The following is a 17,875-nucleotide window of genomic DNA, read 5'->3' as shown; positions in this document are numbered from 1 at the left end:
GCTAAATTGGGGCATTAGAAATGAACAAAGAAATCTTGGCTGTCGTTGAAGCGGTATCCAACGAAAAAGCTGTACCTCGTGAGCGTATCTTTGAAGCACTGGAGATCGCACTGGCCACAGCAACGAAGAAAAAACATGAAGCGGAAATCGATGTTCGCGTAGCTATCGACCGTAAGACTGGTGAATTCGAAACCTTCCGTCGCTGGAAAGCGGTTGAAGAGGTGACTCAGCCTACGCTGGAAATCACTTTGGAAGCAGCCCAGTTTGATGATGAAACCATCGAGCTTGACGGCTTCGTTGAAGACGAAATCGAATCGGTTACTTTCGACCGAATCACCACGCAGACTGCGAAGCAGGTTATCGTACAGAAAGTACGTGAAGCTGAACGTGCTCAAATCGTTGAACAGTTTGTTGACAACGAAGGTGAGCTAATCACCGGCGTAGTAAAGAAAGTTAACCGCGATGCTGTTATCATTGACCTTGGTAACAATGCAGAAGCTGTTATCCAGCGCGACGACCAGTTGCCGCGTGAAAACTTCCGCCCAGGCGACCGTATTCGTGGCCTTCTGTACGCAGTACGTCCTGAAGCACGCGGTTTCCAGTTGTTCATGACTCGCTCTAAGCCTGAAATGCTAACAGAGCTATTCCGCATCGAAGTGCCGGAAATCGGCGAAGAGATGATTGAACTGATGGGTGCGGCTCGTGATCCAGGTTCTCGTGCCAAGATCGCTGTGAAGACGAACGACAAGCGCATTGACCCTGTGGGTGCATGTGTGGGTATGCGTGGTGCACGTGTACAGGCTGTCTCTGGCGAACTAGGTGGCGAGCGTATCGATATCGTACTGTGGGATGAGAACCCTGCTCAGTACGTGATCAATGCGATGGCTCCGGCAGAAGTTAGCTCGATCATCGTTGATGAAGATAACCATACTATGGATATTGCGGTAGAGAAGGATAACCTTGCTCAAGCAATCGGCCGTAGTGGTCAGAACGTTCGCTTGGCGTCTCAGCTTACTGGCTGGGAACTGAATGTGATGACAGTTGAAGATCTTCAGAAGAAACACCAAGAAGAAGCCCAAGAGTCTATCGAAGTGTTCACTAAGCACCTTGATATTGACGCAGACTTCGCCACTGTATTGGTTGAAGAAGGTTTCACTACGCTTGAAGAAATCGCCTACGTACCAGTAGCCGAGCTGATGGGTGTAGAAGGCTTGGACGAAGACACAGTTGAAGAGCTGCGTAACCGCGCGAAAGAAGCGCTAACCACGCTTGCCCTTGCTCAGGAAGAAACTTTTGAAGGTGTTGAGCCTGCTGAAGATCTACTGGGTCTGGAAGGCTTGGAGCGTGAGCTTGCGTTCAAACTGGCCGCGAAAGGTGTTGCGACGCTAGAAGATCTTGCTGATCAGGGTACTGACGATCTTACTGATATTGAAGGTGTCGATGAAGCAAGAGCGGGCGAGTTAATTATGGCTGCTCGCAACATTTGCTGGTTCAGTGACGAAGCATAAAAAATTCATACGCAAGGGAGAAGCAGCATGTCAGAGGTTACAGTTAAAGCATTAGCCGAGGAAATTGGTACGCCGATTGACCGTGTGCTTCAACAGTTTGCCGATGCTGGTATCAGCAAGAAAGCTGAAGAAAGCGTAAGCCAACAGGAAAAACAGACACTGTTAGCCCACCTGAAGAAAGAACATGGTGGTGATAGCAGTGCTGGCGAGGCTCCTACACGCCTTACTTTGCAACGTAAGACCCGAAGCACCCTGAGTGTTTCGGGCTCTGGTGGCAAAAATAAAAGTGTTCAGGTAGAAGTGCGCAAAAAGCGCACCTACGTAAAGCGTTCTGCGCTTGAAGAAGAACAGCGTGCCGCGGAAGAAGCAAAGCGCCAGGCTGAAGATACAGCCCAGCGCGAAGCGGAAGAAGCCGCTCAGCTAGCAGCCAAAGAAGCTGCCAAGCGTGAAGCAGAAGAGCAGGCAAAACGCGAAGCTGAAGAAGCGGCTAAGCGTGCTGCTGAAGAAACGCGTTTAGCTGAAGAAAAAGCTAAACAAAATGCAGAACAGAATGCGGATCGCAATGCTGAGGATAAGCAGAAGCGTGACGCAGAAGATAAGCGTTTGGCCGAAGAAAAAGCTAAACGCGCCGCCGCTGATGAACAGGCTAAGAAAGAAGCTGAGTCGCTACAACGTCGCCGGGAAGAGGAAGCCAAGCGTAAAGCCGAAGAAGACAGTCAGCGTCAGCTAGAAGAGGCACGCAAAATGGCAGAAATTAATGAAAAGAACTGGTCAAAACCTGACCAGGAAAAAGGTAATATGGATAAAACAGACTACCATACTACAACGTCTAGCTACGCACGCGCAGCTGAAGACGAGCAAGATCGTAAGGAAGAGGGGGGTACTACCCGTCGCCGCAAGAAGAAAAAAGCGGCTCCTAAACAAGACAACCGCGGTGGCCGCAACCAGCGTGGCCGTGGTAAGCCTCAGATGAACAAGCCGACGTCAATGCAGCATGGCTTTGACAAGACCGCGACTGTTGCTAAGCAAGATGTCGTTATCGGCGAGACTATCGTTGTCTCTGAACTTGCTAACAAGATGTCTGTAAAGGGCGTTGAAGTTATCAAGGTGATGATGAAGATGGGTGCGATGGCAACCATCAACCAGGTTATTGATCAGGAAACTGCAGCACTAGTTGCAGAAGAAATGGGTCACAAGGTTGTTCTACGTAAAGAGAACGAACTTGAAGAAGCGGTACTGTCTGACCGTGACGAAAACCTGACCGTTGTTCCTCGTGCTCCTGTTGTTACCATCATGGGTCACGTTGACCACGGTAAAACATCAACACTGGATTACATCCGTAAAGCGCACGTTGCTTCTGGCGAAGCGGGCGGTATTACCCAGCACATCGGTGCATACCACGTTGAAACTGACAACGGTATGATCACTTTCCTTGATACTCCTGGACACGCTGCGTTTACCGCAATGCGTGCTCGTGGTGCTCAAGCGACAGATATCGTTGTTCTTGTTGTTGCAGCAGATGATGGTGTGATGCCACAGACTGTTGAGGCAATCCAGCACGCGAAAGCGGCAGGTGTTCCTCTAATTGTTGCTGTTAACAAGATCGATAAAGAAGACGCAAACCCAGACAACGTTAAGAATGAGCTAGCTCAGTATGATGTTATCCCTGAAGAGTGGGGCGGTGAGAACATGTTTGTTCACATCTCTGCGAAACAAGGGACTAACATTGACGGTCTGCTAGAAGCTATCTTGCTTCAGTCTGAAATTCTTGAACTGACAGCAGTTGAAGAAGGCATGGCGAGCGGTGTTGTTGTTGAATCACGCCTAGATAAAGGTCGCGGTCCTGTTGCAACAGTACTTGTACAAGCTGGTACACTTCGCAAAGGTGACATCGTTCTGTGTGGTCTTGAGCATGGTCGTGTTCGTGCAATGCGCGACGAGCTGGGTCAAGACATCGAGTCTGCGGGTCCTTCAATCCCGGTTGAGATCCTTGGTCTTTCTGGTGTGCCTTCTTCAGGTGATGAAGCGACGGTTGTCCGTGATGAGCGTAAAGCGCGTGAAGTTGCACTTTACCGTCAGGGCAAATTCCGTGATGTTAAACTGGCTCGCCAGCAGAAAGCGAAACTGGAAAACATGTTCTCGAACATGACTGCCGGTGAAGTTGCTGAACTTAACGTTGTCCTAAAAGCTGACGTACAAGGTTCAGTTGAAGCGATTGCTGATTCACTACGCAAGCTATCAACTGACGAAGTGAAGGTTAACATCGTTGGTTCTGGTGTTGGTGGTCTGACTGAGACTGATGCAGTACTTGCTGCAGCCTCTAACGCGATTCTTCTTGGTTTCAACGTTCGTGCTGATGCTTCAGCGCGTCGTACTATCGAAACTGAGAACCTTGACCTACGCTACTACTCAATCATCTACCAGTTGATTGACGAAGTGAAAGCGGCAATGGGCGGTATGCTGTCTCCTGAGTTCAAGCAGGAAATCATTGGTCTTGCTGAAGTTCGTGACGTGTTCAAGTCGCCTAAGATCGGTGCTATCGCCGGTTGTATGGTTACTGAAGGTACTATCAAGCGTAACAACCCAATCCGCGTATTGCGTGATAACGTAGTTATCTACGAAGGTGAGCTTGAGTCACTACGTCGCTTCAAAGACGACGTTCAGGAAGTGAAGAACGGCTACGAGTGTGGTATCGGCGTTAAGAACTACAACGATGTTCGTGTCGGCGACCAGATCGAAGTTTACGAAATTGTTGAAATTCAGCGTACTCTTGACTAATTTCAAGAGCCAAAAAGCTGTTTTATAACAAATAATTTTATGGGGAGCTTCGGCTCCCCATTCTTTCAAGAGAGTTTTCTCTAAGAGAGGAATTGAATGTCTAAAGAATTTAGCCGCACCCAGCGCGTTGCGCAGCAGCTACAAAAAGAGCTAGCAGTGATCCTGCAGCGTGAATTGAAAGATCCACGCATTGGTATGACAACCATCTCAAGTGTTGATGTATCGCGAGATATGAACTACGCCAAAGTGTATGTGACTTTCCTAACCATTGGCGAGCAAACACCGGAAGGCAGCTTAGAAGCACTGCGTGAAATAGCACCATACATCCGTTCATTGCTAGGCAAGGAAATCCGCCTGCGTGTGACGCCTGAGCTAAACTTCATCTTTGATCAATCTTTGACTGAAGGTATGCGTATTTCTAATTTGGTCTCAAAAGCCGTGCGTGATGACGAAGATCGCCGCGGTGACGAACCAGAAGCTGAAGGCGAGGAATAAAGCATGGCACGTCGTCGTAAGGGCCGTCCGATAGACGGTGTCATTCTGGTGGATAAGCCAACGGGCATTAGTTCAAATGATACGCTGCAGAAAGTGAAGCGTATCTTTTTCGCCCAAAAAGCAGGCCATACCGGTGCCCTGGATCCTTTAGCGACGGGCATGCTGCCGATTTGTTTTGGTGAAGCGACCAAGTTCTCGCAATTCTTGCTCGATTCGGATAAGCGCTACCGGGTGATTGCCAAGCTGGGCGAGCGCACTGATACCTCAGATTCTGACGGTGAAGTGGTACAGACCCGCGAGGTGAAAGTCGATCGTGGTCAGCTTGAGCGTTGCATTGCTAAATTCCGTGGTACGACCGATCAAATCCCGTCGATGTACTCGGCGTTGAAATACCAAGGCCGTAAGCTGTACGAGTACGCCCGTGAGGGAATTGAAGTACCGCGTGAATCACGCAAAATCACCGTCTATTCGGTGGATCTGCTGCGCTTTAGCGATAACGAAGTGGAAATGGAACTGCATGTGTCGAAAGGCACGTACATCCGTACGATCGTTGATGATCTTGGTGAGATGCTAGGTTGTGGTGCACACGTCACCTTCCTGCGCCGTACGGGAGTTTCCAACTACCCGATGGAGCGGATGATGACTATCGAGCAGCTTGAAGCTTTGCTTGAGCAGGCTAAGGTGCAGGATATTGCCCCTTCAGAGCTGCTGGATCCACTTCTGCTACCCACTGACACAGCGGTGCAAGACCTGCCAGAAGTGAATATCCCTCCAGCATCGGCGGTATATATCCTTAATGGTAACCCGGTGCGTGCGGGCCGCTTGCCAGCAGAAGGTACGCTAGTGCGTATCACTGTTGCTGAGCAGAAAGAGTTTATCGGCATTGGCGTGGTTGACTCTGAGGGCCAGTTGGCGCCTAAGCGTGTCATGGCAAACCCGCAGGCATAGCGAAATAGCACCAGAACTTTCGGTATGTTGAAAGAGCAGGGTATTGATTCCAATACCCTGCTCTTTTTATATTGCATCGCCCATCGCCCATCGCCCATCGCCCATCGCCCATCGCCCATTTCCCGCATAAATTATCTTGTAGTTATTTTACGCTCCACGTATAATCCGCGGCTCGGGTGTCGGCTGAATCAGAGATTGGCTGGCGCAAATTAGAAACATCTTTGTATTAGGAATGAGTTATGTCTCTGAATGCAGAAACTAAAGCAGCAATCGTTGCTGATTACGCGCAGTGCGAAAACGACACTGGTTCTCCTGAAGTTCAGGTTGCTTTGCTAACAGCACAGATCAACCACCTTCAAGGTCACTTTGCTAACCACAAGCACGACCACCACAGCCGTCGCGGTCTACTTCGCATGGTTTCTCGTCGTCGTAAGCTTCTAGACTACCTTAAAGGTAAGAACCTAGATCGTTACCAAGACCTAATCAAGCGTCTAGGCCTACGTCGCTAAGATTGCTTTCTGAAAGGAGCCGAATGGCTCCTTTCTTTTTATCTATGCGCTTCCATCTGTAATAACACGAGTCGTTTTCGTCGACCTTCAGGTCGCGACTAATGACAGTTTTCCTCCCGAGAGGGAATTTTCATTAGTCGCGATACGTGAAATTACCGTAAAGTGCTTTTCATCACATGACGCTTTTCCTTGTGTCAGATATACTTAACGGCGCAAATAGAAAGCGGAATAAATTAAGGAAATTCACGTGAATCCTATCGTAAAGACTTTCCAGTACGGTAACCACACGGTTACTATCGAAACTGGTGTAATGGCACGTCAAGCTACTGCTGCTGTAATGGTAAGCATGGATGATACATCTGTATTCGTCTCTGTAGTTGGTAAGAAAACAGCGGTAGAAGGCCAAGACTTCTTCCCACTAACTGTTAACTACCAAGAGCGTACTTACGCTGCGGGTAAAATCCCTGGTGGTTTCTTCAAGCGTGAAGGCCGTCCATCAGAAGGCGAAACCCTAACAGCTCGCCTGATTGACCGTCCAATTCGTCCGCTATTCCCAGATGATTTCAAGAACGAAGTACAAGTAATTGCTACTGTTGTTTCTATCAACCCAGACGTTAACCCAGATATCGTGACCATGATCGGTACTTCTGCGGCACTGGCTATCTCTGGTATTCCTTTCAATGGCCCTATCGGTGCAGCACGTGTTGGTTACATCAACGATCAGTTGGTATTGAACCCTAGCAACACTGAACTTGAAGAGAGCAAGCTAGACCTTGTTGTCGCGGGTACTGAAGGCGCTGTATTGATGGTTGAGTCAGAAGCTGACCGTCTATCTGAAGAGCAAATGCTACAAGCGGTTGTTTATGGCCACGACCAGCAGCAAGTTGTTATCAACGCGATCAAAGATTTCGCGGCTGAAGTAGCAACGCCTGCATGGGATTGGACTGCACCAGCTGTCAACACTGAGCTTAAAGCACTTGTTGCTGATAAAGCAGAAGCACGTCTAGCGACGGCTTACCAAATCACAGAAAAGATGGCGCGTTACGAGCAGGTTGGCGCAATCAAATCTGACGTTGTTGAATCACTACTGGCAGAAAACGAAGCACTGGATGAGCGCGAAATTCGTGACATGCTTGGTTCTCTGGAGAAGAACGTTGTACGTAGCCGTATCATCGCGGGTAACCCACGTATCGATGGTCGTGAAAAAGACATGGTTCGTGCGCTAGACGTACGTACTGGTGTACTTCCACGTACTCACGGTTCTTCACTGTTTACACGTGGTGAAACTCAGGCGCTTGTCACTGCAACGCTTGGTACCCAACGTGATGCACAAATCATCGATAGCCTAATGGGTGAGAAGAAAGATCACTTCCTTCTACACTACAACTTCCCTCCGTACTGTGTAGGTGAAACAGGTTTCGTTGGTTCGCCGAAGCGTCGTGAAATCGGTCACGGTAAACTGGCTAAGCGTGGTATTGCTGCAGTAATGCCATCTGTTGACGAGTTCCCATACACAGTACGTGTTGTATCGGAAATCACTGAATCTAACGGTTCGTCGTCAATGGCTTCTGTATGTGGTACATCTCTTGCGCTTATGGACGCTGGTGTGCCAATCAAGGCGTCTGTTGCGGGTATCGCAATGGGTCTTGTTAAAGAAGGCGATGACTTTGTTGTTCTTTCTGACATCTTGGGTGACGAAGACCACCTTGGTGACATGGACTTCAAAGTAGCGGGTACTCAAGACGGTATCACTGCACTGCAGATGGATATCAAAATCGAAGGTATCACCAAAGAAATCATGCAGATTGCTTTGAACCAAGCAAAAGGTGCGCGTACGCATATCCTTGATGTTATGGATCAGGCGATCAACGCACCTCGCGAAGATATCTCTGAGTTCGCTCCGCGTATCCACACGCTGAAGATCAACCCTGAGAAGATCAAAGACGTGATTGGTAAAGGTGGTGCCGTTATCCGTGCACTAACCGAAGAAACGGGCACAACGATCGAAATCGAAGATGACGGTACAGTGAAGATTGCTGCGACTGAAGGTACAGCTGCGAAAGAAGCTATCCGTCGCATCGAAGAGATCACCGCTGACGTTGAAGTTGGTCGTATCTACACCGGTAAAGTAATGCGTATCGTTGATTTCGGTGCATTCGTTTCTGTTATCGGTGCGAAAGAAGGCCTTGTTCACATTTCTCAAATCTCTCAAGAGCGTATCGAGAAAGTGGCTGATCACCTAGAGATGGGTCAGGAAGTACAGGTTAAGGTACTGGAAATCGACCGTCAGGGCCGTATCCGTCTGAGCATGAAAGAAGCACAAGCTGATCAGAACCCAGCAGCCGCTGGCGAAGAGAAGCCAGAAGCCTAAGGCTTTTTGCTAAAATCATGATATAAAGGGGCTATTCAGCCCCTTTTTTTATTTTATTGAGAGCTCACCGGAAAATCCCTTGCAATAATCGGTCTGGAGAACGCGGTGGCGACTCTTATGGGCTACGATGGTATATGCTAGAGATAGACGTGTCTCACTCAGGGAGAACTGCATTGATTGCAAATAGGATAAAACTCGCGTGCCTAGCGCTAGTCTTGGTATTGTCCGGCTGTTCATCACCTCAGTCGGAGTGGACCCAGCCACCGATGGCGGTACCGTTCCAGCCGACTATCCAACAACAAATTCAGTTGGCCCGGATTGATCAGCTGTTAAAGCGTGATGATCTGGATAACCAAACCTTGGCTCAGGTTTATTATGAGCGTGGCTTGCTGCACGACAGCCTCGGGTTACGCGATTTGGCAAGACTGGACTTCAATCAGTCACTTTCTCTGAAACCGGATCAGCCGGATGTCTTCAATATCCTAGGGGTGTATTTTACCCAAGGTGCTCATTTCGATGCGGCCTATGAAGCCTTTGACTCTACCCTAGAGCTTAATGTTCGCCATCCTTTTGCCCAGCGCAACCGGGGTATTGCCCTGTACTATGGTGGCCGTTACGCGCTGGCGTTTGAAGATCTCAACGCCCATTACCAGCAGAATATCAATGATCCTTATCGGGTAATATGGCTTTATCTGGTAGAGCAGGAGCAAGACCCTGTTACCGCAGCCGAGAAGCTGCGTAACCGCTATGATGCCGCTGATGACCATCAGGACTGGGGCTGGGAACTTGTTCGCCTGTACCTCGATGATGTCAGTGAGTCCGAATTCCTGCGTCAGATCGCCACCGAAAGTGAAGATAACGATGTGCTGGCCGAGCGCCTGACTGAGGCGTATTTCTATCTGGGCAAGCGTTACCACTACAATAAAGACTTCTCTTCGGCACTGATGCTCTACAAGCTGACGTTATCCGCCAATGTCTATGAGTTTGTCGAACACCGCTTCGCCTTGCTTGAGCTCAACCGGTTGATGACCGAAGTGAGCCTCAGCCAGCCAATGACACCGCCTGAAGAAGAGGGCGTGTAGGTTAACTCCAGCCTGAATGGATAAACAAAAGCCGCGGCAATGCAATTGCCGCGGCTTTTTTGTTGCAGACGCTAAGTGTTCAGACCTATTCGATGTTAAGTCCGGCCAGGTTATGCCAGTAGCCGTTGCAGTGGTGGCCGCCTTTTAGTGGCTGCTGCTGCTCACCATGCTGGTTGGCACGGAAACTATCGACCAGCGACAGGGTATCGATACCCATCGGGCTCAGTCGTACCACGTCCACCAAACCAGCCATTCCCGGCTGATCGTTGATCAGGTTATAGCAGTAACCGGATTGGGTTTGGATTCCGTTGAGGGTGAAGATCTTCTGTTCTTCCTGGCTGTTGACAGTGATCCCGGTCGGGTATTTGATACAGCAGGTTTCGCAGTCGTCTTTGGCGCGATCTTCAGCTCGGGCGGTGAAACAGCGGGCCGAGTAGGCGAGCGGCAGGTAGCCGTAGCTGAACACCTCGGTTTCGAATTTGTCGCGGATCCCCAGTTGTTCACACTCGCTGGCCACGTTCTGTAGCCAATCGCGTGATAGCTCAACCGGCATACACCAGCGGATCATGCCTTTTTTCAAAAACAGATTGAGGGTTTGGGCGTTGTAGCAGTTCACGGCAGGGCCAACCACGAAAGGCACTTTGCTTTCATGGGCCAGCTGGATCGCCGAAACATCGTTGGCCTCGATCGCGAAATCGCCGTTATCAATGTATTTTTTCATAACATTGACCTCGCTTGGGGCCTCGAGCAGGGCCATAGTCGACAGTACGACCTGTTTACCACTGGCAGAAAGCGCCTTGGCGATATCAAACCAGTGTGCCGGTTTTATCTCGCGCCGCTTTGAACAGACGGTTTCACCGAGGTAGATGATATCGGTGTTAGCTTCTGCTGCTTGCTGGTAGAACGCCTCGACGTCCATTTTTGGCCAGAAATAGAGCAGCGGGCCAAGAGAATATTTCATTGCTGGCTCCTTATTGCCATTTACGGTGGTAGGCACCGAGGGTGGTTTGCTTGCCTTCCGAAACATTGCCGAGGCAGGCGTTCCAAGCCGGTTCAACACTGTAATTTTCTGGCGAGGCCAGGTAGCGGTCAATCGCAGCACGCCATGTGCGGGTAACCTGCTCGACATAGGCAGGACTGCGCTGGCGCCCTTCGATTTTCACCGAGGCAATATTGGCCTTAAATAGTTCAGGCAAGATCTCAAGGGTATTGAGACTGGTCGGCTCTTCGAGTGCATGGTAGCGGCGATCTTCACCATCAAGATTGACGTCGAAGCGGCCCTTGCACAGGGTCGGGTAGCCAGCATTCTCACCGTGGGCATAGCGGTCAATCAACACCTCGTTGAGGCGAGACTCCAGACCCGCAGGCGTTTCCTGCCAGCGTACGAATTTGGCCGGCGAGCAGGCACCGACGGTATTCGGTGATTCTCCCGTCATGTAGGAAGAGAGGTAGCAACGGCCCTCAGACATGATGCACAGGCTACCAAAGGCGAACACTTCCAGCTCGACACTGGTATTGCGTGCCAGCTGCTTGACCTGGTGGATCGACAGTACGCGCGGTAAGACAACCCGTTTAACATTGAAGTTTTGCTGGTAGAAGTCTATCGCGGCGGTATTGGTCGCCGATGCCTGCACCGATAAGTGCAGTTCGAGGTCCGGGTATTTGGTAGCGGCATACTCTAATACTGCGATGTCAGCAACAATCAGCGCATCGACCCCCATAGCCGCAGCGTTGTCTACAGCGGCGCGCCAGCGATCAAAGCCATCAGGATGGGCGAAAGTATTGAGGGCAACATGCAATTTACGGTCGTGGTCACGCACGTATTGCACGGCTTTTTCGAGTTTACGTCCTGTAAAATTTAAACCTGCAAAGTGGCGCGCGTTGGTATCGTCTTTGAAGCCGATATAAACCGCGTCTGCGCCGTTATCAATGGCAGTTTTCAGCGCCGGCAAGTTACCGGCGGGGCAGAGAAGCTCCATATTATTTTTTATCTACCAGTGTGAAAAGAAAGTAATAAGAGCAAATAGTAGGGGGCAGTCTGTCACCGTGTTTTGATGTCAGGCAGGTTTTGTTGATTTAGGACAACTTATTTTCCACTTTTGCACGGCTAAAGAACCGTTAATGATCGTTCGGATCAATGATGGTTGTGTTTGTGCAGCGTTGCTTCCAGTTCATTCTTTGGTAGCGGTTTGTAGAAGTGGAAGCCCTGGATTGCGTTGCAGTCGAGGTTGGACAACAGGGTAGCCTGCTGGCGGGTTTCGACGCCCTCGGCCACCACGCTCATATTGAGGGATTTACCGAGGTTGATGATGTTTTCGATCAATGTCAGCTGTTTGGGCACGTCTTCGATATCTTTGATAAAGGCGCGGTCTATCTTTAGCTCGTCCAATGGGAAGCGGGCGAGGTAGGACAGGGAGGAGTAACCGGTACCGAAATCATCAATAGAGAGTGAGAACCCCAGCTTCTTGATCGCATTGAGCATCTGAATCGTGTGTTCGCCATCGCTCATGACGGCACTCTCGGTGAGCTCGAACGTGATGTCATTGGGGTTGACTCCGGTTGCCTTGCGCAGCTTGTCGACAAATTGGATCAGGTTGGGGTTGCCAAACTGCTGCGGTGACAAGTTGATAGCCACTTTGCCGGGTAGCAGACCTTGGGTTTTCCAGTAGCGGACGGTAGTAAAGACTTCGCGCATGACCACCTGCCCCAGTTGTTCGATCAGCCCCGAGCGTTCGGCGACAGGGATAAACTGCGCCGGGCTGATATAGCCTTCAACCGGGTGTTTCCAGCGCACCAGTGCCTCGGCACCGTTAATCGAGAAGTCGCGGGCGTGCACTTTCGGTTGGTACCACACCTCGAGGCCATTATTCTGCAGGGCTTTTTGCAGCTCGATTTCCAGCCATAGCTGCATCCGGGCTTCCTTGTTCATCTCTTCGCTGAACTTGACAGCTCGGTTGCGGCCGCGGTTCTTGGCCTCGTACATCGCGGTATCGGCATTTTGCAGCAGGATCCGGGCATCATTGCCGTCACCGGGATATTGCACCATGCCGAGAGAGCAGGCCAGGTGCTTGCTGAAATGGTGCAGATCGAAAGGCTGGTTGATCAGGGCGATGACCTGATCGGCAATCAGGCTGCCTTGTTGGTCGTGCTCGAGGTTAGGCAGCAAGATCGTGAATTCGTCCCCGCTGAGGTGGCCGATAATCGCATCGTCGGGCAACAGCCGCTTGAGCCGTTGCGAAATTTCCTGCAGAACCTGGTCGCCGATATGGTGCCCAAGTGAATCATTGATATTTTTGAAGTTATCGATATCGAGGTACAGCATGACCAATGGGGTCTGCTGGTAGATCAGTTGCTCGAGCTGGCGGCTGAATCCATGGCGGTTCAGTAGCCCGGTCAGCGGGTCAATATGGAGCGACGGATCGATGTTCTCTTTTTTGGAGCTCACTGAATGGTAAGGTTTCAGGAGCACTAAATGTGCCGCCGCCCCCAATACCTCGACGGCCGACGTGGAAAGCTGGAGTGTCTGCTGTTGTGGGCAGTGGCGGCTGGTCTGGCACAGCCAGCCCTCTCCATGTTGGAGTGTGGCCAATTGCGCATGGGTAACGGGCTGCTGCTGGTTATCAACCACCAGTTTGCTGAATGTCTTGCCCTTGAGATCATTGGGGTGCTCGAAGCCAAAGAGCAAGGCCGCTTGGTCATTGGCCGAGGTCACTGTGTCGCCTTCGACGAGGCAGCTACCGTCATTGATCAACTTGTTGAGGCTTTGCAGGTGACTTTCATGCTCTTGAATGGCATTGATCAGGATTTGGCGTTCAGAAGTGTCGACACAATGCAGCACGATATGGTTTATATTGCCATCACGGCTACGCAGCGGTGTCAGGCTGAAGTGCATACTGGTGTCGTGGTGGTTGTCATCGAGGATGACTTCGCTCTCCAGTGTTTCGCCATTTAAAGCCCGATCATAAAAAGGGCGCATTGAGTGGTAGAATGTCTTGCCAAGGATATCGGTATCGCCGAGCCCGATGAGATCGTCGCGGCTAAGGCCGCTAAGCTCGCAGTATCGGTTGTTTACCATCAAATATTTATGTTGATGATCCAGTACCGCAAACAGAAATGGGCTGTGATCAGTGAGAAGGGGAAACCAATGGTTCAGTTGCTCTGTCTGCATGATCTTGGGACATTCTTCCGTAGTTTCTGCCAACTGGCGCGAGGTGGCAGGTGGGTTTGCAACCACTATATCTAGGTCATTGTCACAATACCAAGTTTTACCCATTCAAAGCTGTATTTTTTGACTCAAGGCATAAAAATACTGCATTGTCTTGCCATACAATCATCAAATAGACCGAATACAGGATAAATTATTCAGTGATTGCTCAACTTAGAAAACAGCTGGTGCAAAATGGCCCGGCGTTATTGCGTGTCCCAGCCAAACTGGCTCCTTTTCCGCTGCAAAAAAAAGTGATGTTGGATGGACTGGCCATGGTATTCAAAGAAGCACTGGAAGACGGTGACTTTGAGTTTCTTGAAGATCGCTGGCTAAAAGTGGAAGTACGTGATTTGGATCTGCGCTGGTACATCAGTTATCAAAATGAGCAATTGGTGGTGGCCGAGCATGTAGAGCAGGAAGATGTCAGCTTCAGCGGCGAATGCAATGATCTGGTATTAATTGCTGCTCGCAAGGAAGATCCTGATACACTGTTCTTCCAGCGTCGCCTTCGTATCGAAGGCGACACCGAGCTGGGGTTGGAAGTGAAGAACCTGATGGACAGTATCGATCTGGATTCGCTACCGGCACCGGCTAAATTTGTACTGCACCAGTCGGCTGACTTTATCCATAAAGGCATGCAGTCGGCGGCTGGGCAAGAAGAGGTCATGAATGCTCATTAGATCTGAGGCTCCGGCCGATATTCTGCCGATCGACTCTTTGCTTAAGTCTGTATTTGAGACTGAGGCTGAAGCAGAGTTGGTGATGCGGTTGCGTGAAAACGGCAAGCGTACCCTATCGCTGGTGGCGTGCAATGATGACGGTGAGCTCGTCGGCTATATGTGCTTTAGCCCAGTGATGCTCGACGGTGAGGATCACAACTGGCAGGGTTTGGCACCGATGGCGATTAAGTCGGAATACCAGCGTCAGGGGATCGGCCTGGCCATGATCGAAGAAGCCAAGCAAACCCTTGCTGAGCTGGGCTACCCGGTGATCGTGGTGCTGGGACACAGTGACTACTACCCGAAAGCGGGTTTTGCCCCTGCTGCCCCCCAAGGTATTCAGTGCCCATGGCCAGTGCCAGAAGAAGTCTTCATGGTATTGGAAGTGGTACCGGGAGCGATGGACGGCAAGACCGGTATGATCAGTTACAGCGAAGAGTTCGACGCGCTGTAGGCCGTTATGGCGTCTTTGTTTTATTAAAGTACCACCGCAAGGTGGTATTTTTTTATGTTTGAGTGGTCTTGAATACGGTAATACCAAACTGAATATTACTCAGTTTGGCCGAAATTCTGATAGTATTCCGGGCCAAAGTGAACATCATCAAGGTGAGTGGATGAAACAGCGTGATTTACAGCTGATGAAGGCGATTGGGTTAACCTATTGGCAGATCCGTAAACCGGGCTTTTTTCCCGAGCAGGAGCAGCCGATGATCGACTTGCCGGACACTTGCCAGCTGTTGTTTGTCTGCGACGAAGAGCTGGACGAGCATGACCGTTGGCTGTTCGGCCGGATCCTCGGCAGTATGAAGCTGACGCCGGAGCAAGCTCTGTGTATTCCCGCGGCTGCTGTTGAGCAAGTCCGTGAGCACCACCTCAAATGGTGTTGGGTGGCTGGCTGTGAAGCGGCCCACCCGGCAGGTTGCCAGCTACTGACGTCGCCCTCACTGAAATCGATGCATACCAATCCCGGCGCGAAAAAGGCGCTGTGGCAACAGATTTGTTCTTATGACGCATAATATCGTTTTACTAGCGCCACATCACCTGGATGATGTTTGGCGTATCGAGCAGGCCGCTCACATGTACCCTTGGGCGGAATCGATGATCCGCAAGGCACCCAATAAGATCGCAGCCAATTATGCGCTGGAGATCGATGGCCAGCTGGCGGGGTATTGTTTTGGCCAACTGGTCGCAGGAGAAGCCACCTTGCTCAATATTGCTATCGACCCAGCCTTTCAGGGCAAGGGGTACGGAAAGCTATTGCTGGAAGGTTTCCTGTCACAACTTGAGCAACTGAATGCGCAAGATGTATGGCTGGAAGTCAGGGCAAGCAACCAACGCGCTTATCAGTTGTATGAATCTTTGGGTTTCAATGAAATAAACCGCCGTGAAGGCTATTATCCCGCACCGGATGGCCGCGAAGATGCATTAATCATGACTTATATGATGATGTGACGAGTCGCTAAGTTTACTTTGCGCTGCCCCCATAGTGTTAGCACTGTCTCTTTGGCTGGAGTTTGCGTATAATTCCGCCATCTTTGGGGCCTGCACCCTAAAAAAACACATTGGAGCCTGCCGCTGTGTGTTACACATGGCCGTTGCGGGTTCAATCAGAGAAATCTCTCACAGGATTATCAACGTTATGTCTTTTCTATCTGAAGTGAACAAACGTCGTACGTTTGCCATCATTTCTCACCCGGATGCGGGTAAAACAACCATTACCGAAAAAGTACTGCTATTCGGAAACGCTATCCAGAAAGCCGGTACGGTTAAAGGCCGTGGCTCAAACCAGCATGCTAAGTCTGACTGGATGGAGATGGAAAAAGAACGTGGTATCTCGGTGACCACGTCGGTGATGCAGTTCCCATACAATGATTGTTTGGTTAACCTGCTGGATACCCCGGGGCACGAAGACTTCTCGGAAGATACCTACCGTACGCTTACCGCTGTTGACTCATGTCTGATGGTTATCGATGCCGCGAAAGGTGTCGAGGATCGTACCCGCAAACTGATGGAAGTGACCCGTCTGCGTGATACGCCAATCGTCACTTTCATGAACAAATTGGACCGTGATGTGCGTGATCCAATGGAAGTGCTTGATGAAGTTGAAAGCGAGCTTGGCATGGCTTGTTCACCGATTTCATGGCCGATTGGTTGCGGTAAAGAATTCAAGGGTGTTTACCACATCCACCGTGATGAAACGATCCTGTATGAATCTGGCCATGGCCATGAAATTCAGGAAGTACGTATCATCAAAGGTCTTGATAACCCAGAGCTGGATGCCGCTGTGGGCGATGATCTTGCTGCCAGCGTCCGCGACGAGCTTGAGCTGGTGATTGGCGCGTGTCCTGAGTTTGATCACGAGCTTTTCCTTGCTGGTGAGCTAACGCCTGTTTATTTCGGTACGGCACTGGGTAACTTCGGTGTCGACCACATGCTTGATGGCCTGACGAAGTGGGCGCCAGCGCCACAAACTCGTAAAGCCAATGAGCGTGATGTTGAAGCGAAGGAAGAGAAATTCTCTGGCTTCGTATTCAAGATCCAAGCAAACATGGATCCAAAGCACCGTGACCGTATTGCGTTTATGCGTATCGTATCGGGTACTTACAACCAGGGCATGAAAATGAACCATGTCCGTACCGGTAAAAATGTCAGTATTTCTGATGCCGTGACCTTCATGGCGGGTGATCGTGCACGTGCTGAAAAAGCATATGCTGGTGACATTATTGGCTTGCACAACCACGGTACTATCCAGATTGGTGATACCTTCACCCAAGGTGAAAACCTGAAGTTTGCTGGTATTCCTAACTTTGCGCCTGAACTGTTCCGTCGTATCCGCCTGAAAGATCCACTGAAGCAGAAGCAGTTGCTTAAAGGCCTGGTTCAGCTGTCAGAAGAAGGCGCGGTACAGGTATTCCGTCCGTTGCAGAACAACGACTTGATCGTTGGTGCGGTCGGTGTACTTCAGTTTGACGTGGTGGTTGCCCGTCTGAAAGCCGAGTACAACGTTGAAGCTATCTATGAAGGCGTTAACGTGGCAACGGCTCGCTGGGTAGAATGTGGCGACAGCAAGAAGCTGGAAGAATTCAAGCGTAAGAACCAGTCTAACCTGGCGCTGGATGGCGGTGATAACCTGTCTTACATCGCACCAACCATGGTTAACCTGAACCTGGCCAAAGAGCGTTTCCCTGATGTTGACTTCCGTGCGACCCGCGAGCACTAATCGCCCGCAAGCCGCTGGCATCATGTTCTAGCAAGAAG

At 50.4% G+C, this 17,875-nt stretch carries 15 protein-coding genes; 12 read left to right on the top strand and 3 right to left on the bottom strand.

Annotation, left to right across the window (positions count from 1 at the left end):
* Window positions 1-20 precede the first annotated feature (20 nt).
* From nusA to nlpI, 7 genes are all read left to right on the top strand, one after another.
* Window positions 21-1,508 (top strand): transcription termination factor NusA, encoded by a 1,488-nt coding sequence (nusA, locus tag C9I99_RS20430; protein WP_107350684.1) that lies wholly within the window; start codon window positions 21-23, stop codon window positions 1,506-1,508.
* A 27-nt stretch (window positions 1,509-1,535) separates the two neighbouring features.
* Window positions 1,536-4,286 (top strand): translation initiation factor IF-2, encoded by a 2,751-nt coding sequence (gene infB / locus C9I99_RS20425; RefSeq protein ID WP_107350683.1) that lies wholly within the window; start codon window positions 1,536-1,538, stop codon window positions 4,284-4,286.
* A gap of 96 nt (window positions 4,287-4,382) precedes the next feature.
* Complete coding sequence (gene rbfA, locus C9I99_RS20420; RefSeq protein ID WP_107350682.1) at window positions 4,383-4,781, top strand: 30S ribosome-binding factor RbfA; 399 nt, start codon at window positions 4,383-4,385, stop codon at window positions 4,779-4,781.
* Between the two features lie 3 nt (window positions 4,782-4,784).
* Window positions 4,785-5,729, top strand: a complete 945-nt coding sequence (gene truB, locus C9I99_RS20415; protein ID WP_107350681.1) for a tRNA pseudouridine(55) synthase TruB — start codon at window positions 4,785-4,787, stop codon at window positions 5,727-5,729.
* Between the two features lie 239 nt (window positions 5,730-5,968).
* On the top strand, window positions 5,969-6,238 hold the full coding sequence (rpsO, locus tag C9I99_RS20410) for a 30S ribosomal protein S15 (protein ID WP_006646210.1): 270 nt from the start codon (window positions 5,969-5,971) through the stop codon (window positions 6,236-6,238).
* 247 nt (window positions 6,239-6,485) lie between these two features.
* A complete protein-coding gene (gene pnp, locus C9I99_RS20405) occupies window positions 6,486-8,609 on the top strand; it encodes a polyribonucleotide nucleotidyltransferase (protein ID WP_107350680.1) in 2,124 nt (707 codons plus the stop codon).
* Window positions 8,610-8,782: 173 nt separating this feature from the next.
* The gene (gene nlpI / locus C9I99_RS20400; protein ID WP_208113443.1) at window positions 8,783-9,691 is read left to right on the top strand and encodes a lipoprotein NlpI; all 909 of its coding nucleotides are present in this window, start codon (window positions 8,783-8,785) and stop codon (window positions 9,689-9,691) included.
* An 85-nt stretch (window positions 9,692-9,776) separates the two neighbouring features.
* On the opposite strand, the gene C9I99_RS20395 is transcribed toward nlpI, so the two are convergent.
* The 3 genes from C9I99_RS20395 to C9I99_RS20385 all read right to left on the bottom strand — a co-directional run bounded on the left by C9I99_RS20395 (window position 9,777) and on the right by C9I99_RS20385 (window position 13,859).
* Entirely contained in the window at window positions 9,777-10,652 is an 876-nt protein-coding gene (locus C9I99_RS20395) for a U32 family peptidase (RefSeq protein WP_107350678.1), read from the bottom strand.
* A gap of 10 nt (window positions 10,653-10,662) precedes the next feature.
* The gene (gene ubiU / locus C9I99_RS20390) at window positions 10,663-11,670 is read right to left on the bottom strand and encodes a ubiquinone anaerobic biosynthesis protein UbiU (RefSeq protein ID WP_107350677.1); all 1,008 of its coding nucleotides are present in this window, start codon (window positions 11,668-11,670) and stop codon (window positions 10,663-10,665) included.
* Between the two features lie 155 nt (window positions 11,671-11,825).
* Window positions 11,826-13,859 (bottom strand): sensor domain-containing protein, encoded by a 2,034-nt coding sequence (locus tag C9I99_RS20385; protein ID WP_107350778.1) that lies wholly within the window; start codon window positions 13,857-13,859, stop codon window positions 11,826-11,828.
* A 197-nt stretch (window positions 13,860-14,056) separates the two neighbouring features.
* Here C9I99_RS20385 and ubiT point away from each other — a divergent pair, with 197 nt between their 5' ends.
* The 5 genes from ubiT (at window position 14,057) to prfC (ending at window position 17,837) form a co-directional block, all read left to right on the top strand.
* Window positions 14,057-14,578, top strand: coding sequence for a ubiquinone anaerobic biosynthesis accessory factor UbiT (ubiT, locus tag C9I99_RS20380; RefSeq protein WP_107350676.1), 522 nt, complete (start codon window positions 14,057-14,059; stop codon window positions 14,576-14,578).
* Complete coding sequence (locus C9I99_RS20375; protein WP_107350675.1) at window positions 14,568-15,071, top strand: GNAT family N-acetyltransferase; 504 nt, start codon at window positions 14,568-14,570, stop codon at window positions 15,069-15,071. The genes ubiT and C9I99_RS20375 overlap by 11 nt, the downstream gene beginning before the upstream one ends.
* Before the next feature lie 160 nt (window positions 15,072-15,231).
* The gene (locus tag C9I99_RS20370) at window positions 15,232-15,633 is read left to right on the top strand and encodes a DNA polymerase III subunit psi (RefSeq protein ID WP_107350777.1); all 402 of its coding nucleotides are present in this window, start codon (window positions 15,232-15,234) and stop codon (window positions 15,631-15,633) included.
* Window positions 15,623-16,069, top strand: a complete 447-nt coding sequence (gene rimI / locus C9I99_RS20365; RefSeq protein ID WP_107350674.1) for a ribosomal protein S18-alanine N-acetyltransferase — start codon at window positions 15,623-15,625, stop codon at window positions 16,067-16,069. The genes C9I99_RS20370 and rimI overlap by 11 nt, the downstream gene beginning before the upstream one ends.
* A 187-nt stretch (window positions 16,070-16,256) precedes the next feature.
* Entirely contained in the window at window positions 16,257-17,837 is a 1,581-nt protein-coding gene (prfC, locus tag C9I99_RS20360; RefSeq protein WP_107350776.1) for a peptide chain release factor 3, read from the top strand.
* Window positions 17,838-17,875 lie beyond the last annotated feature (38 nt).

This window comes from Photobacterium lutimaris (assembly GCF_003025555.1).
Taxonomy (GTDB): domain Bacteria; phylum Pseudomonadota; class Gammaproteobacteria; order Enterobacterales; family Vibrionaceae; genus Photobacterium; species Photobacterium lutimaris.
The sequence above is the reverse complement of the archived record's forward strand: the minus strand, read 5'-3'. Positions and strand labels throughout refer to the sequence as shown.